This window comes from Streptomyces pseudogriseolus (genome assembly GCA_002154585.1).
Classification (GTDB): domain Bacteria; phylum Actinomycetota; class Actinomycetes; order Streptomycetales; family Streptomycetaceae; genus Streptomyces; species Streptomyces pseudogriseolus.
The window spans coordinates 1-14,653 of record MUNG01000226.1; the positions used below are offsets into that span (position 1 = coordinate 1).

Consider the following 14,653-nt stretch of genomic DNA (forward strand, 5'->3'; position numbering starts at 1 on the left):
CTCGCCGTGCTCGCCGCCCGGCACCGTGGGCGGGGTGTGGCCGGCGGGGTCCCAGAAGGCGATCCGGCCCGTGCGCGCCGGGTCCCCCGGTTCGAACACGGCCGCACAGCGCGCCAGCGGCGCGGCCTGCCCCGGTGTCATCCACTCCATGCGTTCCGACACTCTCTCCCCCGATGCCCTGGTTCCGCCCGGCGCACGTGCGACTTCGCCGATGCTGCTCCCTGTCCGCGAGACAACGCCCGCCGGGACGTGCCCGGAGCGGCGCGATCGCCCCGCGGTCAGAGGTTGTCGCCCCAGCCGCTCTGGATCATCGTCTGGAAGGCCCAGGCGCCGTCCCGGCGGACCAGCACGTCGGCGTAGTCGCTCTCGTAGGTCTGGTCGCCCGTGGTGACGACGGAGCGGGTGAAGACCACCGCCATCGAGGCCGAGAGGAAGACCGGCGTGCGGGTGTTGCGGAACGTGACCTCCTGACTGCCGTCACCCATCACCTGCGTCATCGTGTCGACGAACTGCCGGCGGTCCCACTGGGCCGACCTGCCGTTGCCCGTCGAGTCGTCACTGATCAGGTTGAGCGGGAACACCGCCTGGTCCGCCATGCGTTCGATGTCGCGCTCGGCGCACAGCGCGTCGTACTGCTCGAACCAGGCGTCGAGGCTCGCACGGTCCTCGGCGGTGGGGGTGTAGCCGGTCTGAGGCGGCAGGGTCACGCAAAGCTCCCAAGCAAGGCGATCCGACTGTTCAAATTTGACTACAGGACACCCTAGACGGAACTCGACCATCTGCCAAAGGCCGGGGCGGAAATGTGGGACAGGCCACCTTCCTGCCTGGGAGTTGCCCCGGCTTGCGACGAGGAGCGGATGGAGCATCGAACCTCGTACGGCCTCGGCCTGGCGTCCCCTCAGGCCGGGGTCGGGGTCCTGTCCTGGGCGGGGGCCGCCGGATCCGGGGACGTGCGGCGGGCGGGGCGCGGGATGGCGAGGGCGCACAGGGCGCCGGCGAGGACGACGGCGACGCCCGTCCACACGGCGGGACGCAGACCGTCGACGAACTGCTCAGGGCCGCCGTGGTCGCTGCCGTAGCGGAGGAAGACGCTGCTCAGGACGGCGATGCCCAGCGCGCCGCCGATCTCGCGGACGGTGGTGTTGGCGCCCGAGGCCTTGCCGTGGTGCTCCCGGGCCACCGAGCCGAGGACCACGGCCGCCGTCGGCGCGAAGGCGAACCCCATGCCCGCGCCCGCGATCACCATGCCGCCCACCAGCCGGGTGTAGGGCGTGTCCGGGCCGGCCGCCAGCGCGAGCCAGGCCAGTCCGGCGGCCTGGAGGAACAGGCCGAGCGCCATCAGCCGCCCTCCGCCCACCCGGTCGGTGAGCGCCCCGGCCAGTGGTGCGACGAACGTCGGCATCAGCGTCCAGGCCAGGGTGAGGACACCGGCGTGCAGCGGGCTGCGTTCCGGGGCGACCTGAAGGTACTGGGCGAGCAGGAAGATCGACCCGAAGACGCCGAAGTGCATCGCCACGGAGACGACGCTGGACAGGACGAACGGGCGGATCCGGTAGAGGGACAGCGGGAGCAGCGGCTGCCGGGCCCGGCGCTCCCACAGGACGAACGCGGCCAGCAGCACGGCTCCGGCGGCGAACGTGCCGAGGACCGTGCGGGAGGTCCAGCCGTCGGACTCGCCGTGGACGATCGCCCACACGACCGCGACCGGACCGCACGTGGCCAGGGCCATGCCGAGCAGGTCGATGCGGGTGCCGGGCAGGCTGCTCTCGCGCAGCACGGCCCGGGCGAGCGGGACGGCGACGAGGCCGACGGGCACGTTGATCCAGAAGCCGTGGAGACGACCAGGTTGTCGAGGGCGACCATGAACATGGGAACGCTGCACGCGACGATGGACAGCCACAAGGGCGGGCGGCGGCGCTCGGCCGCGCTGAGCGATGCGGTACTCAAGAGGACTCCTCGAGGAGACGGGAGACGGGAGTCGGTGCGGCCTCGCGGAAGGGTTGTCGTCCGGCCCGGCACGGGGGCGCTCCGGGCCGGGGAACACCTCTCGGCTCAGGCGTCGCCCGCCGCGTCGGTGCGCGCCTGTTCCGCCAGGCGGCGCCTGGCGTCGTCCCACGTGACGGGCAGCCCGGTGACGTCGACCTCCCAGAAGGTGAACGTGGAGGTGCGCATCGTCGAGCGCAGCGACGTCATGATGCCGCGGTGCGGTTCGGTCCCGGCGTACGCGTAGAGGGCGTCGCGATCCTGCCAGGCGGACAGCGTGTAGAAGACGCGCCGGGCGGGCTGCGCGATCAGTGAGGCGCCGTAGGCGCCGGGGGCCGAGCGGACCTGTTTCCACGCGGCCAGGGACTGGAGGAAGAAGCGGGGGACGTCCTTGAGCGTCCGCACTTCGAAGCGGGAGGCCATGACGAACGCCGTGCCGTGCGACGGGGGCGGATTCGGGACGGTCCAGGGAAGTGCGGGCATCATTCGTCCTCGCCTTCTAGAGTGGTGAGTGGCACTATCCACTATAGGCACCAATGGACAGTGGCACTAGCCGTTATCCACAGGCGATGAAAACAGGACGAGCAGGAAGCGGGCCGATGCGCATCTCCGAGCTGAGCCGCCGCAGCGGGGTCTCCATCCCCACGATCAAGTACTACCTGCGGGACGGTCTGCTGCCCGCGGGCCGCGCCACCGCCGCCAACCAGGCCGATTACAACGAGGACCACCTACGCCGGCTGCGGCTGATCCGCTCCCTGATCGGGGTCCGCGGGCTGTCCGTGAGCGCCACCAAGGACGTCCTGGCCGCCGTCGACGAACAGCAGGGCGACATGCACCTGCTGCTCGGGCTGGTGCTCGGCGCGCTGCCCGTCGAACGGTCCGGCCGACCGCCGCGCCGGGACGGCGCCGAGGAACCGGCCGGCGCCGGGGCCGCCGCGGGTGACGCCGCCGAGGACGTGGCCGCGCTGACCGCCGAGATGGGCTGGAAGACGTCCCCGAATCCGCCCGCGGCACAGGTGGTCACCGAGACGCTGGAGACCCTGCGGGCGCTCGGGATGGACTACGACTGGCGCTCCCTCCTCCCCTACGCCCACCTCGCCGACCGGGCGGCGCGACTCGACCTCGACCAGCTGGAAGGCGCCGGTGATCCGCTCCAGCAGGCCGAACGCGCCCTCCTGCTGACCGTGCTTCTCGAGCCCGCGCTGCTGGCCCTGCGACGCCTCGCACAGGAACACCATTCCGCACAGCGCTTCAGCAACGGCTGACACGGTTACCCGCACCGGCACCGGCACTTCAGCAGGCGTAACACGGAGTTGTCATGGCGAACCGCGTGTACACCGTCGGGCATTCGACCCGCACCTTCGACGAGGTGCTGTCCATGCTGCGGAACAACGGGATCACCCACCTGGTGGATGTCCGTTCCTACCCGGCATCGCGCACGTTCCCGCAGTGGAATCAGGACGCGATCGTCGAAGCTCTCCCCTCGGACATCCCCTATCGATGGATCCGGGAGTTGGGCGGCAGGCGGCACACGCCTGCAGGAGTCGAAAGCGTCAATACGGCGTGGCGGGTGAAGGCGTTCCGTGACTATGCCGATCACATGACGAGCGACGAGTTCGCTAAGGGGCTGGGTGAGCTGCTCGACCTCGCCGCGCACGGCCGGCCGGTCATCATGTGCAGTGAGGCCGTGCCATGGCGCTGTCACCGCCGGCTCATCACCGATGCGCTGCTCGTCGCCGGTGCCGAGGTCGTGCACATCATGTCCGCGACGGTGACGAAACCGGCCTCCTTGAACGAGAGCGCGGCCGTTCACAACGGCCGCATCACCTATCCCGCGAGCTGAGATCCGGAGTCGAGTCGCGGCCGTCAGGACTCGGCGGGGACCTCCTGCAGTACCCATTCGTTCCCGTCCGGGTCGTTGAACACGGCGTACGAACGGTACGTGCGCCGTTCGGGGTCGGGGCCGGGGCGTCGTGTCGCGCCGGAGCTGCGGTGGAACACGTCACTGGTGTCGTGGAAGATCTCGACTGTTTCCACGCCCCGCTCACGCAGGTACCGGCATGCCTCGGCCCCGCCCGGCTCGGGCAGGGACTCCACCTCGTCGTGACCGACATCGACGTTGTCACCCCGATGCCGGAAAGCATTTCTTCAGGGGTCTCTCTGCCGGGATTTCTCCGCTCAGTTGACCGGACGGAGTCACGGTTCGTGACAGGCGGGCTGCCCCCGTGTCCTGTCACAGAGCCGAGGGCTGCACGGTCATGGAGGTAGGCCGAGAAGTAGAGGACATCATGCGTGAGATTGTGATCGTCGGTGGTGGTTATGCGGGCTTCTACACGGCGTGGGGCCTGGAGAAGAAGCTGCGCCGGGGTGAGGCCCGGGTGACGGTGATCGATCCCCGCCCCTACATGACGTACCAGCCGTTCCTGCCGGAGGTGGCCGCCGGATCGGTCGAGGCGCGGCATGCCGCCGTGTCGCTGCGCCGCCATCTGCGGCGCACGCAGCTGATCGCCGGCCGCGTGACCGACATCCGGCACGCGGACCGGACGGTGACCGTGCAGCCGGCCGACGGGCCCGAGCGTACCCTGTCCTACGACGTCCTGGTGGTCACCGCCGGCGCCGTGACCCGGACGTTCCCCGTGCCGGGAGTCGCGGAGGAGGCGATCGGGCTCAAGCACGTCGAGGAGGCGGTGGCCGTACGCGACCGGCTGCTGACCGCCTTGGACCAGGCCGCCGCCCTTCCCCCGGGGCCCGAGCGCCGCAAGCTGCTGACCGTCACGTTCGTCGGCGGCGGCTTCTCCGGCGTCGAGGGCTTCAGCGAACTGCTGTCGCTGGGCACCGCGTTGCTCAAGAGGTACCCCGAGCTGAGCTTCGAGAAGCTGTCCTTCCACCTGGTCGAGGCCCGTGACCGCATCCTGCCCGAGGTCAGCGACGGTCCCGGCGCCTGGGTCGTGCGTTCCCTGCGGCGTCGCGGTGCGCAAGTGCATCTGGGAACCCAGCTGATGTCCGCGCGGGGCGGGCACGTGGTGCTCTCCTCGGGTGAGGAGTTCGACTCCGGATTGATCGTGTGGACGGCCGGAAACGCCTCCAACCCTGTCGTGCGGAACCACACCGACCTGCCGGTCGACGAACGCGGCCTGCTGATGGTGCGCGCGGATCTGCGCGTGGGCACCGACAGTGAGCCCACGCCGGACGTGTGGGCCGCCGGGGACGACGCTTCCGTGCCCGACCTGGCTTCCCCCGTTCCGGGGGCGCGGACCGTGCCCAACGCCCAGCATGCCGTCCGTCAGGGCAAACTTCTCGCGCGCAACATCGTGGCGAGCCTGCGTGGCGGGCGGCTCCGCGACTACCGGCACAGCAGCCTGGGTGTGGTGGCGACCCTGGGGCTGGGCCGCGGCATCTTCCAGTACAAGGGCATCGTCGTCAAGGGGCTGCCCGCCTGGCTCATGCACCGGGGTTACCACGTGCTCGCCATACCGACCTGGGAGCGCAAGGTACGCGTGCTGGCGATCTGGCTGACGGCGGCCGTGTTCGGACGGGACCTCGTCTCCCTCGCGTCGGTGCAGCATCCCCGGGACGCGTTCGTCACCGGCGACCGGTCCCAGTACCCCGCGGAGCTACCGGTGAGTGGTTCGGAAGCGGCCTGACCGCGCGCCGGAGCGCGCACCGTCGTCCATGGCGGTGCGCGCTCCGGGCGGGCGCGCGCTCCGGCGGTGCGTGGTACGACTGTTCACCGTGGGCCGGGGGTCCCGGCGGCGCGGGAGGGCGCGTGGATGCGGTCCGCTGCGGTGCGTCGTTCGCGGCGCGGCCTGCCGTCGGCGCCCGGCGCGCCGGCCAGTGCGTCCGGCAGCGCGCGGCGCGAGTTGATCCCGAGCTTGGCGTACACCTTCCGCAGGTGCCACTCGACGGTGTGCGGGCTGATGAACAGCTCGGCGCCGATCCGGGCGTTGGTCATGCCTTCCGCGGCGAGCGTCGCGATCTGGGACTCCTGCGGCGTCAGTGCGCCGGACGGCGTGGTCGCGCGCGTCCTGACGTGCTCGCCGGTGGCGGTCAGTTCGCGGCGGGCCCGCTCGGCGAACGCCGCGGCCCGCATGCCGTCGAACATGTCGAAGGCTGTGCGCAGGTGTTCCCGCGCCTGCGCGGGCCGGCGGTTGCGGCGGAGCCACTCGCCGTACAGCAGATGGGTGCGGGCCAGCTCCACGGTGACGCCGCCACGGCCGAACTCTTCGAGGGCGGTGCGGTAGAGGGCGTCGGCTTCGTCGTCCTCGGCGAGGAGGGCCCGGCTGCGGGCGCCGGCGCCGGCGGCCCACCCGGAGTCGGTGGCACGGGTGAGGTCGAGCAGCCGGGCGAGCGAGGCGCGGGCCTCGTCGTGTCTCCCGCACCGGGTGGCCGCCTCGATGTGCTCCACCAACGACAGGCCTCTGAAGTTGAATCCGTCGTGGTCGATGGCCGATTGGGCGGCCGCCAGGGCCTCGTCGTACCGGGCCAGTCCGTTGAACAGCACGCCCTGGATGTAGCCCATGGCGCCCAGGAGGGAGACCTCGCCGCGTCGCAGTGCGCCTGCCCGGGCGTCTTCGACGATGTGGGCGGCCGCGTCCGCGTCACCGCGCCACGCTGCCAGGACGAGCGAGGCGTAGGTGTGGGGCGCGTGTCCGGTCGCGGCGGCGATCGCGTCGGCCTCGTCGATCATGCGGGCGGCCTCGGCGAAGTCACCGTAGTGGATGTGGACCCCGCCGGCGTAGATCAGTGCCGGGGGAAGCTCGCCGAGCGCACCGATGTCGCGTGCCAGTCGCACGGCGCGGGTCGCCAGTGTGTCCCAGGCATGGAGGTCCCAGGCGTGGTGGATGAACGCCTCCAGGGCGACGGGGACGAGGAGCAGCCAGCGCATCGTGGCCTCGCGGGTGGGCAGCTCCTCCTGGGCGAGGAGGTGCAGGGCCCGGCGCAGGGCCGTGAGTCCGCTCTCGTGGTCCTCGGTGAGGATGGCCGCCACCCCGTCGAGGAGCAGGTCGGCCGCTTCGGAGCCGGACGGCGGGGCCCCGGAGGCGCGGGCCGCCGCGGCCGCGGCGCGGGCGCCTGTCGGGCCGTGGACCGTGCCGGCGAAGATGGCCGCGTTGATCGCTCCCAGATAGGTCAGCGGCGCCAAGGGCGAGCCGGCGGCGGTGAACTGTGCGGCGGCCTCGAGGAGGAGCGGCGCGGCCTCGTCGCTGCGGCTGCGGGCGAAGAGGATACGCGCCCGCAGCCGGGCCAGGCGCGCACGGTCCAGGGAGCTGAGGGGGCACAGCTCGGCGAGCGTCGCCTGCTCCGTGGCCCGGTCGGGGTCGGCTGCCGCGAAGTGCGTCTCGGCCGCGGCGACCGCCCGGCGCCCGCGGGACCAGGGGTCCGGTGTCAGCTGGGCGGCGCGCTCCAGGAGCACGGCCTCGGCGGCGATGCCGCCGCGCTGCCGCGCACGGTCGGCGGCCCGTTCCAGACCGGCGGCGACCTCTTCGTCCGGTCCGGAGGCGGCCTGGGCCGCGTGCCAGGCACGGCGGTCGGGGTCCAGGGCCGGGTCGGTGGCCGCGGCCAGCGCCCGGTGCACCGCCCGTCGCTCCTCGATGCCGGCCTGGTGGTAGACCGCGGAGCGCACCAGGGGGTGCCGGAAGCGCAGAAAGCCGCGGAGGTCGATCAGCCCGGCCGTTCGGGCCGGCGTGGTGTCGGGCGTGATGCCGAGGGAGGCGGCCGCGCGTGTCAGCAGACCGGCGTCGCCGACCGGTTCCGCCGCGGCGATCAGGAGCAGGGTGCGGGTCGGCCGCGGCAGTGAGCCGAGCCGTTCGGCGAAGTCGCGTTCGAGGCGGTTCGACACTGCGCCGCGGGGGTGCGGAGAGGTGCACGAGTCCAGCCCGTAGGCGAGTTCGGCGGCTGTGCGTCCGCGCGAGAACTCGAGCAGCGCGAGGGGGTTGCCGTGCATCTCGGCCACGAAGCGGTCCCGGACCTGTCTGTCGAGGCGTCCGCTGACGGTGGCTTCGAGGAGCTGTGCCGCCGAGGCGGCGTCGAGGCCGCCGATCCATGTCTCGGGCAGGTGGGTGAGCACGCCCTCGCCCTCGGGATCCCGTACGGCGAAGACCATCGCGACGGCCTCGGCGAGCAGCCGCCGGGCCACGAACCCCAGTGTCTGCAGGGACACTTGGTCGAGCCACTGGGCGTCGTCGACCAGGACGAGCACGGTTCGGTTCTCCGATGCCCGGGTGAGCAGGGTCAGCACGGCCAGTCCGACCAGGAAGCGGTCCGGAGGGTCTCCGGCGGCCGTCCCGAACGCCACGCGCAGTGCGTCGCGTTGTGGGGCGGGCAGTTCGTCGACCTGGGCGAGGAACGGTGCGCACAGTTGGTGGAGGCTCGCGTAGGGCAGCTCCATGTCCGCTTCGACGCCCTGGGCCCGGGTGACCGTCATGTGCGACGCGCGGGCTGCCGCGTATTCCAGCAGTACGGACTTCCCCATGCCGGCCTCTCCGCGGAGGACCCGTACGCGGGGCTCACCGGCGCGTGGAGCGGTCAGGAGTTCGTCGAGCACCGCGCATTCCCGGTACCGGCCGACCAGGTCGGGAAGCTTACTGGCGTTCATGGGACGCGGCTCCTGTCGGGCGGCACGGGTGCGGGTACGGGTATGTGCGTGTGCGTGCACAGGCCCGTTCGCCCGACTGACCGGGACAGGGCGGACTTTGTGACAGGAGGCTCGGCGGCACGACGCGACACCACGGACCCGGTGATCCGGCAACGCGTGCGCGGTGGAGGGTCGTTGAACGGTCACGTCAGCACGATGTGCCGGTGTCGGGCGGCTCGCCGTGGAGGTAGCGCAGGAGGTACGTGTCGGCGGCGCCCTCGGCGTCCAGTTGCCTCACGGCGTCCGTGACGGCGCGCTGCAGGACCGAGGTGCCGGCCAGCACCGTGGCGTGGGCGGCACCGGTCAGTACGATCTCGACGCTGCGGCGGTCCACCGGGGACGTGTGCAGCGTGATGAGGTCCCGGGCCTCCAGCCGCGCGACGAGACGGCTGGTCGCGGACGGGCTCAGCCCGACGGCGACGGCGAGTTCGCCGAGGTGGAGGGGTCCCTTGTCGGTCCGCGTCCCTCTCCGCAGCACGCTCAGCGCGCAGAACTCCCGTGACCCCAGCCCGATCCGCCGGCGAAGGTCCTGCTCGATCCGGGCCTCGATCCTTCTGTGGACGGCGGCCATCGCGATCCACCGCTCGATCATCACCGGCTCGTCACTCACCCGTGGACCGCCTTCTCCTCAGGGACGTCTGCCGCACCCGGGGACGGCCGGCGCCCGTGCGGTGTGGACACCGTCGTCGCTTCAGCCGATCTGACCGGGCGGGCGGTCCCCGTGTGACACCTCCTTCGGTGTGGGCTTGCGGATCTGCGTGCCCTCCCCGTACAGGCCTCGGCTGAGCCTGGCCCGGAGTCTGGCGGCGACGGTGGGAGGGCGGTCGTCGTCGAGCGTGAGGGGTTCGTACTGCTCGTGGGCGGTGAGCACGTACAGCCGTTCAGGGCTGAGCGGCTCGTGCACCTCGACGAACTCGCCGTGCGGCAGCCGCTTGACGACTCCCGTCTCGCGCCCGTGGAGCACCTTGTCGCGGTCGCGCCGTTGCAGGGCGAGCGCCCATCGCTTCGTGAGGACGAACACGACGGCGGGCACCACGAACAGCCCGGCGCGGACCGCCCAGGTCACCGCGTTGACGGAGACGTGGAGGCGCAGGGCGATGATGTCGTTCGCGGCGCCGACGAGGGCCACGGCGTAGAAGGTGAGCCATGCGGCGCCCAGTGCGGTGCGCACCGGCCTGTTGCGGGGGCGGTCGAGAACGTGATGCGGCCGCCGGTCGCCCGTGACCCACGCTTCGAGGAACGGGTAGGCGCCCAGCGCGAGGAAGAGGCCCGCGCCGACGAGGAGCGGTATGAGGTTGTCCAGGGCGAGCGTGTGTCCCCAGGCCGTGACCTCCCACCCCGGCATGACGCGCAGCAGACCGTCGAGCACGCCCATGTACCAGTCGGGCTGGGAACCGGCGGAGACCTGGTCGGGCCGGTAGGGGCCGTACTGCCAGATGGGGTTGATCTGCGCGATCGCGGCGAGGACGAAGACGGTTCCCGACACGAGGAAGAGGTAGCCGGCCGACTTGACCAGGCGCACCCCGAGCGGCAGTCCCACGACGTTGGTCTCGGTCCGTCCCGGTCCCGGGTACTGCGCGGGCCGTTCCCGCCGGGACAAGGCCCGGTGGAGCACCATCAGCGCGACCATGAGCGCGGGGATGAGCAGAACGTGCAGGGTGTGGAACCGGGCGATCAGGTCGTCGCCCGGGTACTCGCCTCCGGAGAGGAACATCGACAGGTAGGTGCCGACGACGGGCACCGAGAGCAGCGTGCCGTTGACGACGGCGAGGCCGGTGCCGGACAGAAGGTCGTCGGGGAGGTCGTAGCCGGTCAGTCCGGCGAACATGCCGAGGATCAGCAGCAGGAAGGCGACCACCCAGTTCAGCTCGCGTGGCTTGCGGAACGCGCCGGTGAAGAAGATCCGCATCACATACATGAGGAGACCCGCCACGAAGATCAGTGCGGCCCAGTGGTGTGCCTGCCTGATCAGCAGTCCGCCTCTGACCTCGAAGGAGATGTCCATCGTGGAGTCGAAGGCCGCCGACACCAGTTGGCCCCGCAGCGGGCCGTAGCTGCCGTCGTAGATCACCTGCTCCGAGGAGGGGTGGAAGAAGAAGGCGAGGTAGACGCCCGTGAGGACGATGACGAGGAAGCTGTAGAGGCAGATCTCTCCCAGCATGAAGGACCAGTGGTCCGGGAAGGCCCGGCGCAGCAGGGCCTTCGTACGGCCCGGAGTGGGCGGGCGGGCGCCGGCTCCTCGCGCCGGCTGCTCCCCTCCGGTGCGCGGACGTGCCTCGGTCGGCTGGTTGTCGTGGCCCATGTCCCTCACTCGCTCCTGCCCTGCGGGCAGCGCACCGGCTGATCGGCGCGACCGCACCGCGTTCCGACAGGTAGACCGTCCGCGGCGCACTGTTGTGACACCGTGTGCCACTTCGCGGCTTTTGCCGGCCGCCCCATGGTCCGTGGCCCGTGGTCCGTGGCCACGGGGACCCCGGGGTCTCACCACGTACCGGCCACGCGTCGTCAAGGGCGCGGCGCTCCACCGCTCGGCGTGAGTGTGAAGGAGCCGGCCGTTCGGACCGCTGCCCCTCTGACGGAGGAGAGCCACCGTGAACACCAGTCTCGTCACATCAGAGTGCCCGCCCGTGGAGCAGGCCAGGACGGTGACGTGGGACATCACCGATCTGGACGACGCCGCTTCCGTGTTCCTCCGTGCACGGCCCTCCCTGCTGCACATCGCCCATCGCATCGTGGGAAGCCCGACGGACGCCGAGGACGTCGTGCAGGAGGCCTGGGTGCGGTTGCAGGGCGCCGACCGTGCGGCTGTGCATCATCCGGCCGCTCTGCTGCGGACGATCACGGCCAGGCTGGCGATGAACATGGCGCAGTCGGCCCGTAAGCGGCGGGAGTTCTCCGCCAGTCCCACGCTTCCCGATCGGGTGGACGGTCGGTCGACCCCGGAGACGGTGGTGGAGCGGCACGACGCCGTCGACGGTGCCGTCGCGCTGCTGCTGGCCACGCTCACCCCGAACCAGCGGGCGGCCTATCTGCTGCGGGAGGGCTTCGGCTGCTCCTACGACCGCATCGCCGCTCTTCTCCAGCTCAGCGTCGTCAACGCACGTCAGCAGGTGTTCCGCGCCCAGCGGAGGCTCGACACCGGACGCCTGCGCCAGGAGGTGGACTCCGCCGCCCACCGTCGTCTGGTGCAGGCGTTCCTCGGGGCGGCGCGCAGCGGCGACCTGGCCTGCCTGGAGCGCGTGCTGCTGGAGGACGTGTCTTGAGGGCCGTCTGCGGCGGGTCCGCTGTGGGGCGTCCGTGGAGTGCTTCCGGCCCGTGGTGCACTCCGTACGCGGCGGTGGAGGCGTCGGCTACTCGGGCAGGGGCGCCGGGGCCCGACCGACCAGACGCGCTGATCAGGGCGCCGGCCCGGCCGTCGTGCGGCCGGACCGGCGTGACCGATGTTGGAACGGGACGGATCGGCGTGGCCGGCGAGAAGGCGGCGTCGGGTGCGTCGCCGCCGGCGGGCGGACCGTGCTCACCGCAGGAGGCACACCGCGATCACCGCGCCCGCGATCACGGCCAAGGTGATCACCGTCATGCCGATCAGTGTTCCGCGCAGCCACCGTCCGAAGCGGACGCGGTGCTGGTCCTCCACCGCGCTGATGCTGTCGGCGATGTGATCGGTGACCATCCGCGCCACGTACCGCTGTTCGCCGAGATACCACGTCTCGAGCTCGGCCTTCTGCTCGGCACTGAAGTCGTCGGCCCGCGCCACGAAACGGGCCAGGCGCCGACGGGCCGCGCTGAGGTGGGCCTCCCGGTACAGGTACGCCTCGATGTCGGCCAGGCCACGGGCCGTCTGCTTGTCGGTGTCCATCGTGTGCTCCAGATTCGGGTGGGACGGCCACGCTCGCCCCCCAGGACTCCCAGGACTCCGCCTTGTTGATCAGGCGGGCCGCGTCACCCGCGTCGCCGCCGTGGCCACGCGGGCGCGCCGGCACGGCACGGTCAGTCGGTGCCCAGCGCCTTGCGCAGGACCTGGACGGCCTGCTCGACGGCCGCGGTCGACGCCTGCGTGCCGCGCACGGGGTTGAGCATCATGAAGTCGTGCAGGGTGGCGTTGTAGCGGATGCTGGTGGTCGGGACGCCGGCCTGCACCAGCTTGCGCGCGTAGGCCTCGCCCTCGTCGCGCAGCACGTCGTTCTCGTCGACGACGACGAAGGCCGGCGGCAGGCCGCGCAGGTCCTCCAGCGTGGCGCGCAGGGGGGACGCGGTGATCTGCGCCCGTTCCGCGGGGTCGGTGGTGTAGGCGTCCCAGAACCACTCCATCGCCTTGGCCGTCAGGTGAGGGCCGTGGGCGAAGATGCGGTAGCTCCCGGTGTCCTGGGCCGCGTCGGTCACGGGGTAGTACAGCGACTGGTGGAGGAAGGTGACGTCGCCGCGCCGCTTGGCCAGGTGGGTGAGGGCGGCGGCCATGTTGCCTCCGACGGAATCACCGGCGACGACGAGGCGGGAGGCGTCCAGGCCTTCCCCCGATCCCTCGGAGGTGATCCACCGTGCCGTGGCGTACGCCTGCTCGATGGCGGCGGGGTACTTGGCCTCGGGCGAGCGGTCGTACTCCACGAAGACGACGGCGGCCTCGGCTCCGACGGCCAGTTCACGGACCAGGCGGTCGTGGGTGCCGGCGTTGCCGAGGATCCAGCCGCCGCCGTGGACGTACAGGATCACCGGGAGGACGCCGCTGCTGCCGACGGGCTTGACGATGCGCACCCGCACGTCACCGGTTTCGGCGGGAACGGTGATCCACTTGTCGTCCACGTCCGGCTTCTCGACGGGCTGCGCCTGCACGTCGTCGAGGAGCTTGCGTGCTCCCTCGACGCCCAGTTCGTACAGCAGCGGCGGCTTGGCCGTGGCGTCGGCGAATTCCTGGGCGGCTGGTTCGAGAACGATGTCACTCATGGTGGCTCCTTCGCAGCGGGCCGGACGGGCTTGTACCTGTTGAGACCGGGCCGGGAGGCAGGGTGTGACACAGCGCTCGGCTCGGCTGCTTCGGCAGGGGGACGCCGTCGATGAACAGGTCCACGCGTTCGTTGCAGAAGGCGGTCATGCCGGCGATGCGGTTGGCGTGGATGGTCGGGAAGTCGTACGTCCAGGCGATGTCCGGGTGCGGACCGGTGGCGCCGTCGAACGACCAGTAGCTGCTGGTCGTCCCCTTGTAGGGGCACCGGGTCACGGTGTCCGAGCGCTGGAGGCGGTTCCAGTCGACGTCCGTGCGGTCGAGGTAGTAGCGCGTGGGCAGACCGGTCTCGAACAGTTTCACGCACTGGGAGGCTTCCGCCAGGACCTCTCCGTCCACCTCCACGCGCACACTGCTGGAGGAACGCAGCGCGTCGACGCGGGAGTACGGGCTCCTCGGGTGGACGAACACCGGCTCGTCCTCCTCCAGCCATGTGTCCAGGGCCTCCCATTCGAACCGCACGGTGCCGTGGAGTGCCTCCGGGGCGCCCTCGCCCCACACCCATGCTGCCCCCTCACGGACTTCGCCGCCGACCTGAAGCGTGTGACGGTGCGCGGGGCCCGCGCCGAGCCGCTCCGTGTGAGCGTCGTCGTGCAGCGCCCCCTCGACCAGGTCCTCCACCGGAATGGTGAACTGAGGGTAGGCCTGCCATTCCCACACGTAGAGCGCACGGCGCGTGTCGAAGACGACGTGGCCGCCGATCAGGCCCCNNCACGGGCTCGACGTGCCCCACCGGCACGATGAGGCTGGGATGCAGGGTGCTTTCGATTGCCATGATGTTGTCCTTGGGTTGATCGCTTCGGATGTGGGATGCCCTGACGGAAGTCGCGAGGTGTCGTGTCACACGCTGGTGGTCGCGCCGGTCTCGTTGGTGACGGGCCGCCCGACGGGCCGCCCGACGGCCCGTGCCGGCGCATCGGTGCGGGCGGATCGAAAGGACTTGAGCGATGTCGTATCCCTATCCCGAGCAGAAGTACTGGGGCGAGGACGGTGAGGTCAGCGCCGTCTTCCGGCCGGCCCTCACCCCGCCCGCCCTCGGT

General features: G+C 71.4%; 13 protein-coding genes and 1 pseudogene. 4 read left to right on the top strand and 10 right to left on the bottom strand.

The window, feature by feature from the left end; genetic code table 11:
* Nucleotides 1-278 precede the first annotated feature (278 nt).
* The 3 genes from CCN29_RS20625 to CCN29_RS20635 all read right to left on the bottom strand — a co-directional run bounded on the left by CCN29_RS20625 (nucleotide 279) and on the right by CCN29_RS20635 (nucleotide 2,466).
* Nucleotides 279-707 (bottom strand): hypothetical protein, encoded by a 429-nt coding sequence (locus tag CCN29_RS20625; protein ID WP_006131320.1) that lies wholly within the window; start codon nucleotides 705-707, stop codon nucleotides 279-281.
* Between the two features lie 191 nt (nucleotides 708-898).
* Nucleotides 899-1,816 carry an MFS transporter gene (locus CCN29_RS20630; RefSeq protein WP_442538430.1) on the bottom strand — a complete coding sequence of 306 codons (918 nt, stop codon included), beginning with the start codon at nucleotides 1,814-1,816 and terminating at the stop codon, nucleotides 899-901.
* Between the two features lie 236 nt (nucleotides 1,817-2,052).
* Nucleotides 2,053-2,466 (bottom strand): DUF3291 domain-containing protein, encoded by a 414-nt coding sequence (locus tag CCN29_RS20635; RefSeq protein WP_086683646.1) that lies wholly within the window; start codon nucleotides 2,464-2,466, stop codon nucleotides 2,053-2,055.
* A gap of 116 nt (nucleotides 2,467-2,582) precedes the next feature.
* Here CCN29_RS20635 and CCN29_RS20640 point away from each other — a divergent pair, with 116 nt between their 5' ends.
* A complete protein-coding gene (locus tag CCN29_RS20640; RefSeq protein ID WP_086683637.1) occupies nucleotides 2,583-3,248 on the top strand; it encodes a MerR family transcriptional regulator in 666 nt (221 codons plus the stop codon).
* A 53-nt stretch (nucleotides 3,249-3,301) separates the two neighbouring features.
* Nucleotides 3,302-3,826 carry a DUF488 domain-containing protein gene (locus CCN29_RS20645; RefSeq protein WP_006131324.1) on the top strand — a complete coding sequence of 175 codons (525 nt, stop codon included), beginning with the start codon at nucleotides 3,302-3,304 and terminating at the stop codon, nucleotides 3,824-3,826.
* 23 nt (nucleotides 3,827-3,849) lie between these two features.
* Here the strand turns inward: CCN29_RS20645 and CCN29_RS36065 are convergent, their stop codons facing one another.
* The gene (locus CCN29_RS36065) at nucleotides 3,850-4,020 is read right to left on the bottom strand and encodes a hypothetical protein (RefSeq protein WP_158688521.1); all 171 of its coding nucleotides are present in this window, start codon (nucleotides 4,018-4,020) and stop codon (nucleotides 3,850-3,852) included.
* Between the two features lie 251 nt (nucleotides 4,021-4,271).
* Between CCN29_RS36065 and CCN29_RS20655 the strand changes: the two genes are divergently transcribed.
* Nucleotides 4,272-5,627, top strand: a complete 1,356-nt coding sequence (locus CCN29_RS20655; RefSeq protein WP_031062623.1) for an NAD(P)/FAD-dependent oxidoreductase — start codon at nucleotides 4,272-4,274, stop codon at nucleotides 5,625-5,627.
* Between the two features lie 83 nt (nucleotides 5,628-5,710).
* Here CCN29_RS20655 and CCN29_RS20660 read toward each other — a convergent pair whose 3' ends face one another.
* The 3 genes from CCN29_RS20660 to qcrB all read right to left on the bottom strand — a co-directional run bounded on the left by CCN29_RS20660 (nucleotide 5,711) and on the right by qcrB (nucleotide 10,916).
* Nucleotides 5,711-8,575 (bottom strand): helix-turn-helix transcriptional regulator, encoded by a 2,865-nt coding sequence (locus CCN29_RS20660; RefSeq protein WP_086683640.1) that lies wholly within the window; start codon nucleotides 8,573-8,575, stop codon nucleotides 5,711-5,713.
* Nucleotides 8,576-8,762: 187 nt separating this feature from the next.
* Nucleotides 8,763-9,224, bottom strand: coding sequence for a MarR family winged helix-turn-helix transcriptional regulator (locus tag CCN29_RS20665; protein WP_031062618.1), 462 nt, complete (start codon nucleotides 9,222-9,224; stop codon nucleotides 8,763-8,765).
* A gap of 81 nt (nucleotides 9,225-9,305) precedes the next feature.
* A complete protein-coding gene (qcrB, locus tag CCN29_RS20670) occupies nucleotides 9,306-10,916 on the bottom strand; it encodes a cytochrome bc1 complex cytochrome b subunit (protein WP_006131329.1) in 1,611 nt (536 codons plus the stop codon).
* Between the two features lie 289 nt (nucleotides 10,917-11,205).
* Here qcrB and CCN29_RS20675 point away from each other — a divergent pair, with 289 nt between their 5' ends.
* The gene (locus tag CCN29_RS20675) at nucleotides 11,206-11,877 is read left to right on the top strand and encodes a sigma-70 family RNA polymerase sigma factor (RefSeq protein WP_078886732.1); all 672 of its coding nucleotides are present in this window, start codon (nucleotides 11,206-11,208) and stop codon (nucleotides 11,875-11,877) included.
* Between the two features lie 254 nt (nucleotides 11,878-12,131).
* Here the strand turns inward: CCN29_RS20675 and CCN29_RS20680 are convergent, their stop codons facing one another.
* From CCN29_RS20680 to CCN29_RS20690, 3 genes and pseudogenes are all read right to left on the bottom strand, one after another.
* Nucleotides 12,132-12,473 (bottom strand): hypothetical protein, encoded by a 342-nt coding sequence (locus CCN29_RS20680; RefSeq protein ID WP_006131332.1) that lies wholly within the window; start codon nucleotides 12,471-12,473, stop codon nucleotides 12,132-12,134.
* Between the two features lie 131 nt (nucleotides 12,474-12,604).
* Complete coding sequence (locus CCN29_RS20685; protein WP_006131333.1) at nucleotides 12,605-13,555, bottom strand: alpha/beta hydrolase; 951 nt, start codon at nucleotides 13,553-13,555, stop codon at nucleotides 12,605-12,607.
* Nucleotides 13,548-14,388 (bottom strand): annotated as a pseudogene (locus CCN29_RS20690) (DUF427 domain-containing protein). Before CCN29_RS20690 ends, CCN29_RS20685 begins: the two are co-directional and overlap by 8 nt.
* Nucleotides 14,389-14,653 lie beyond the last annotated feature (265 nt).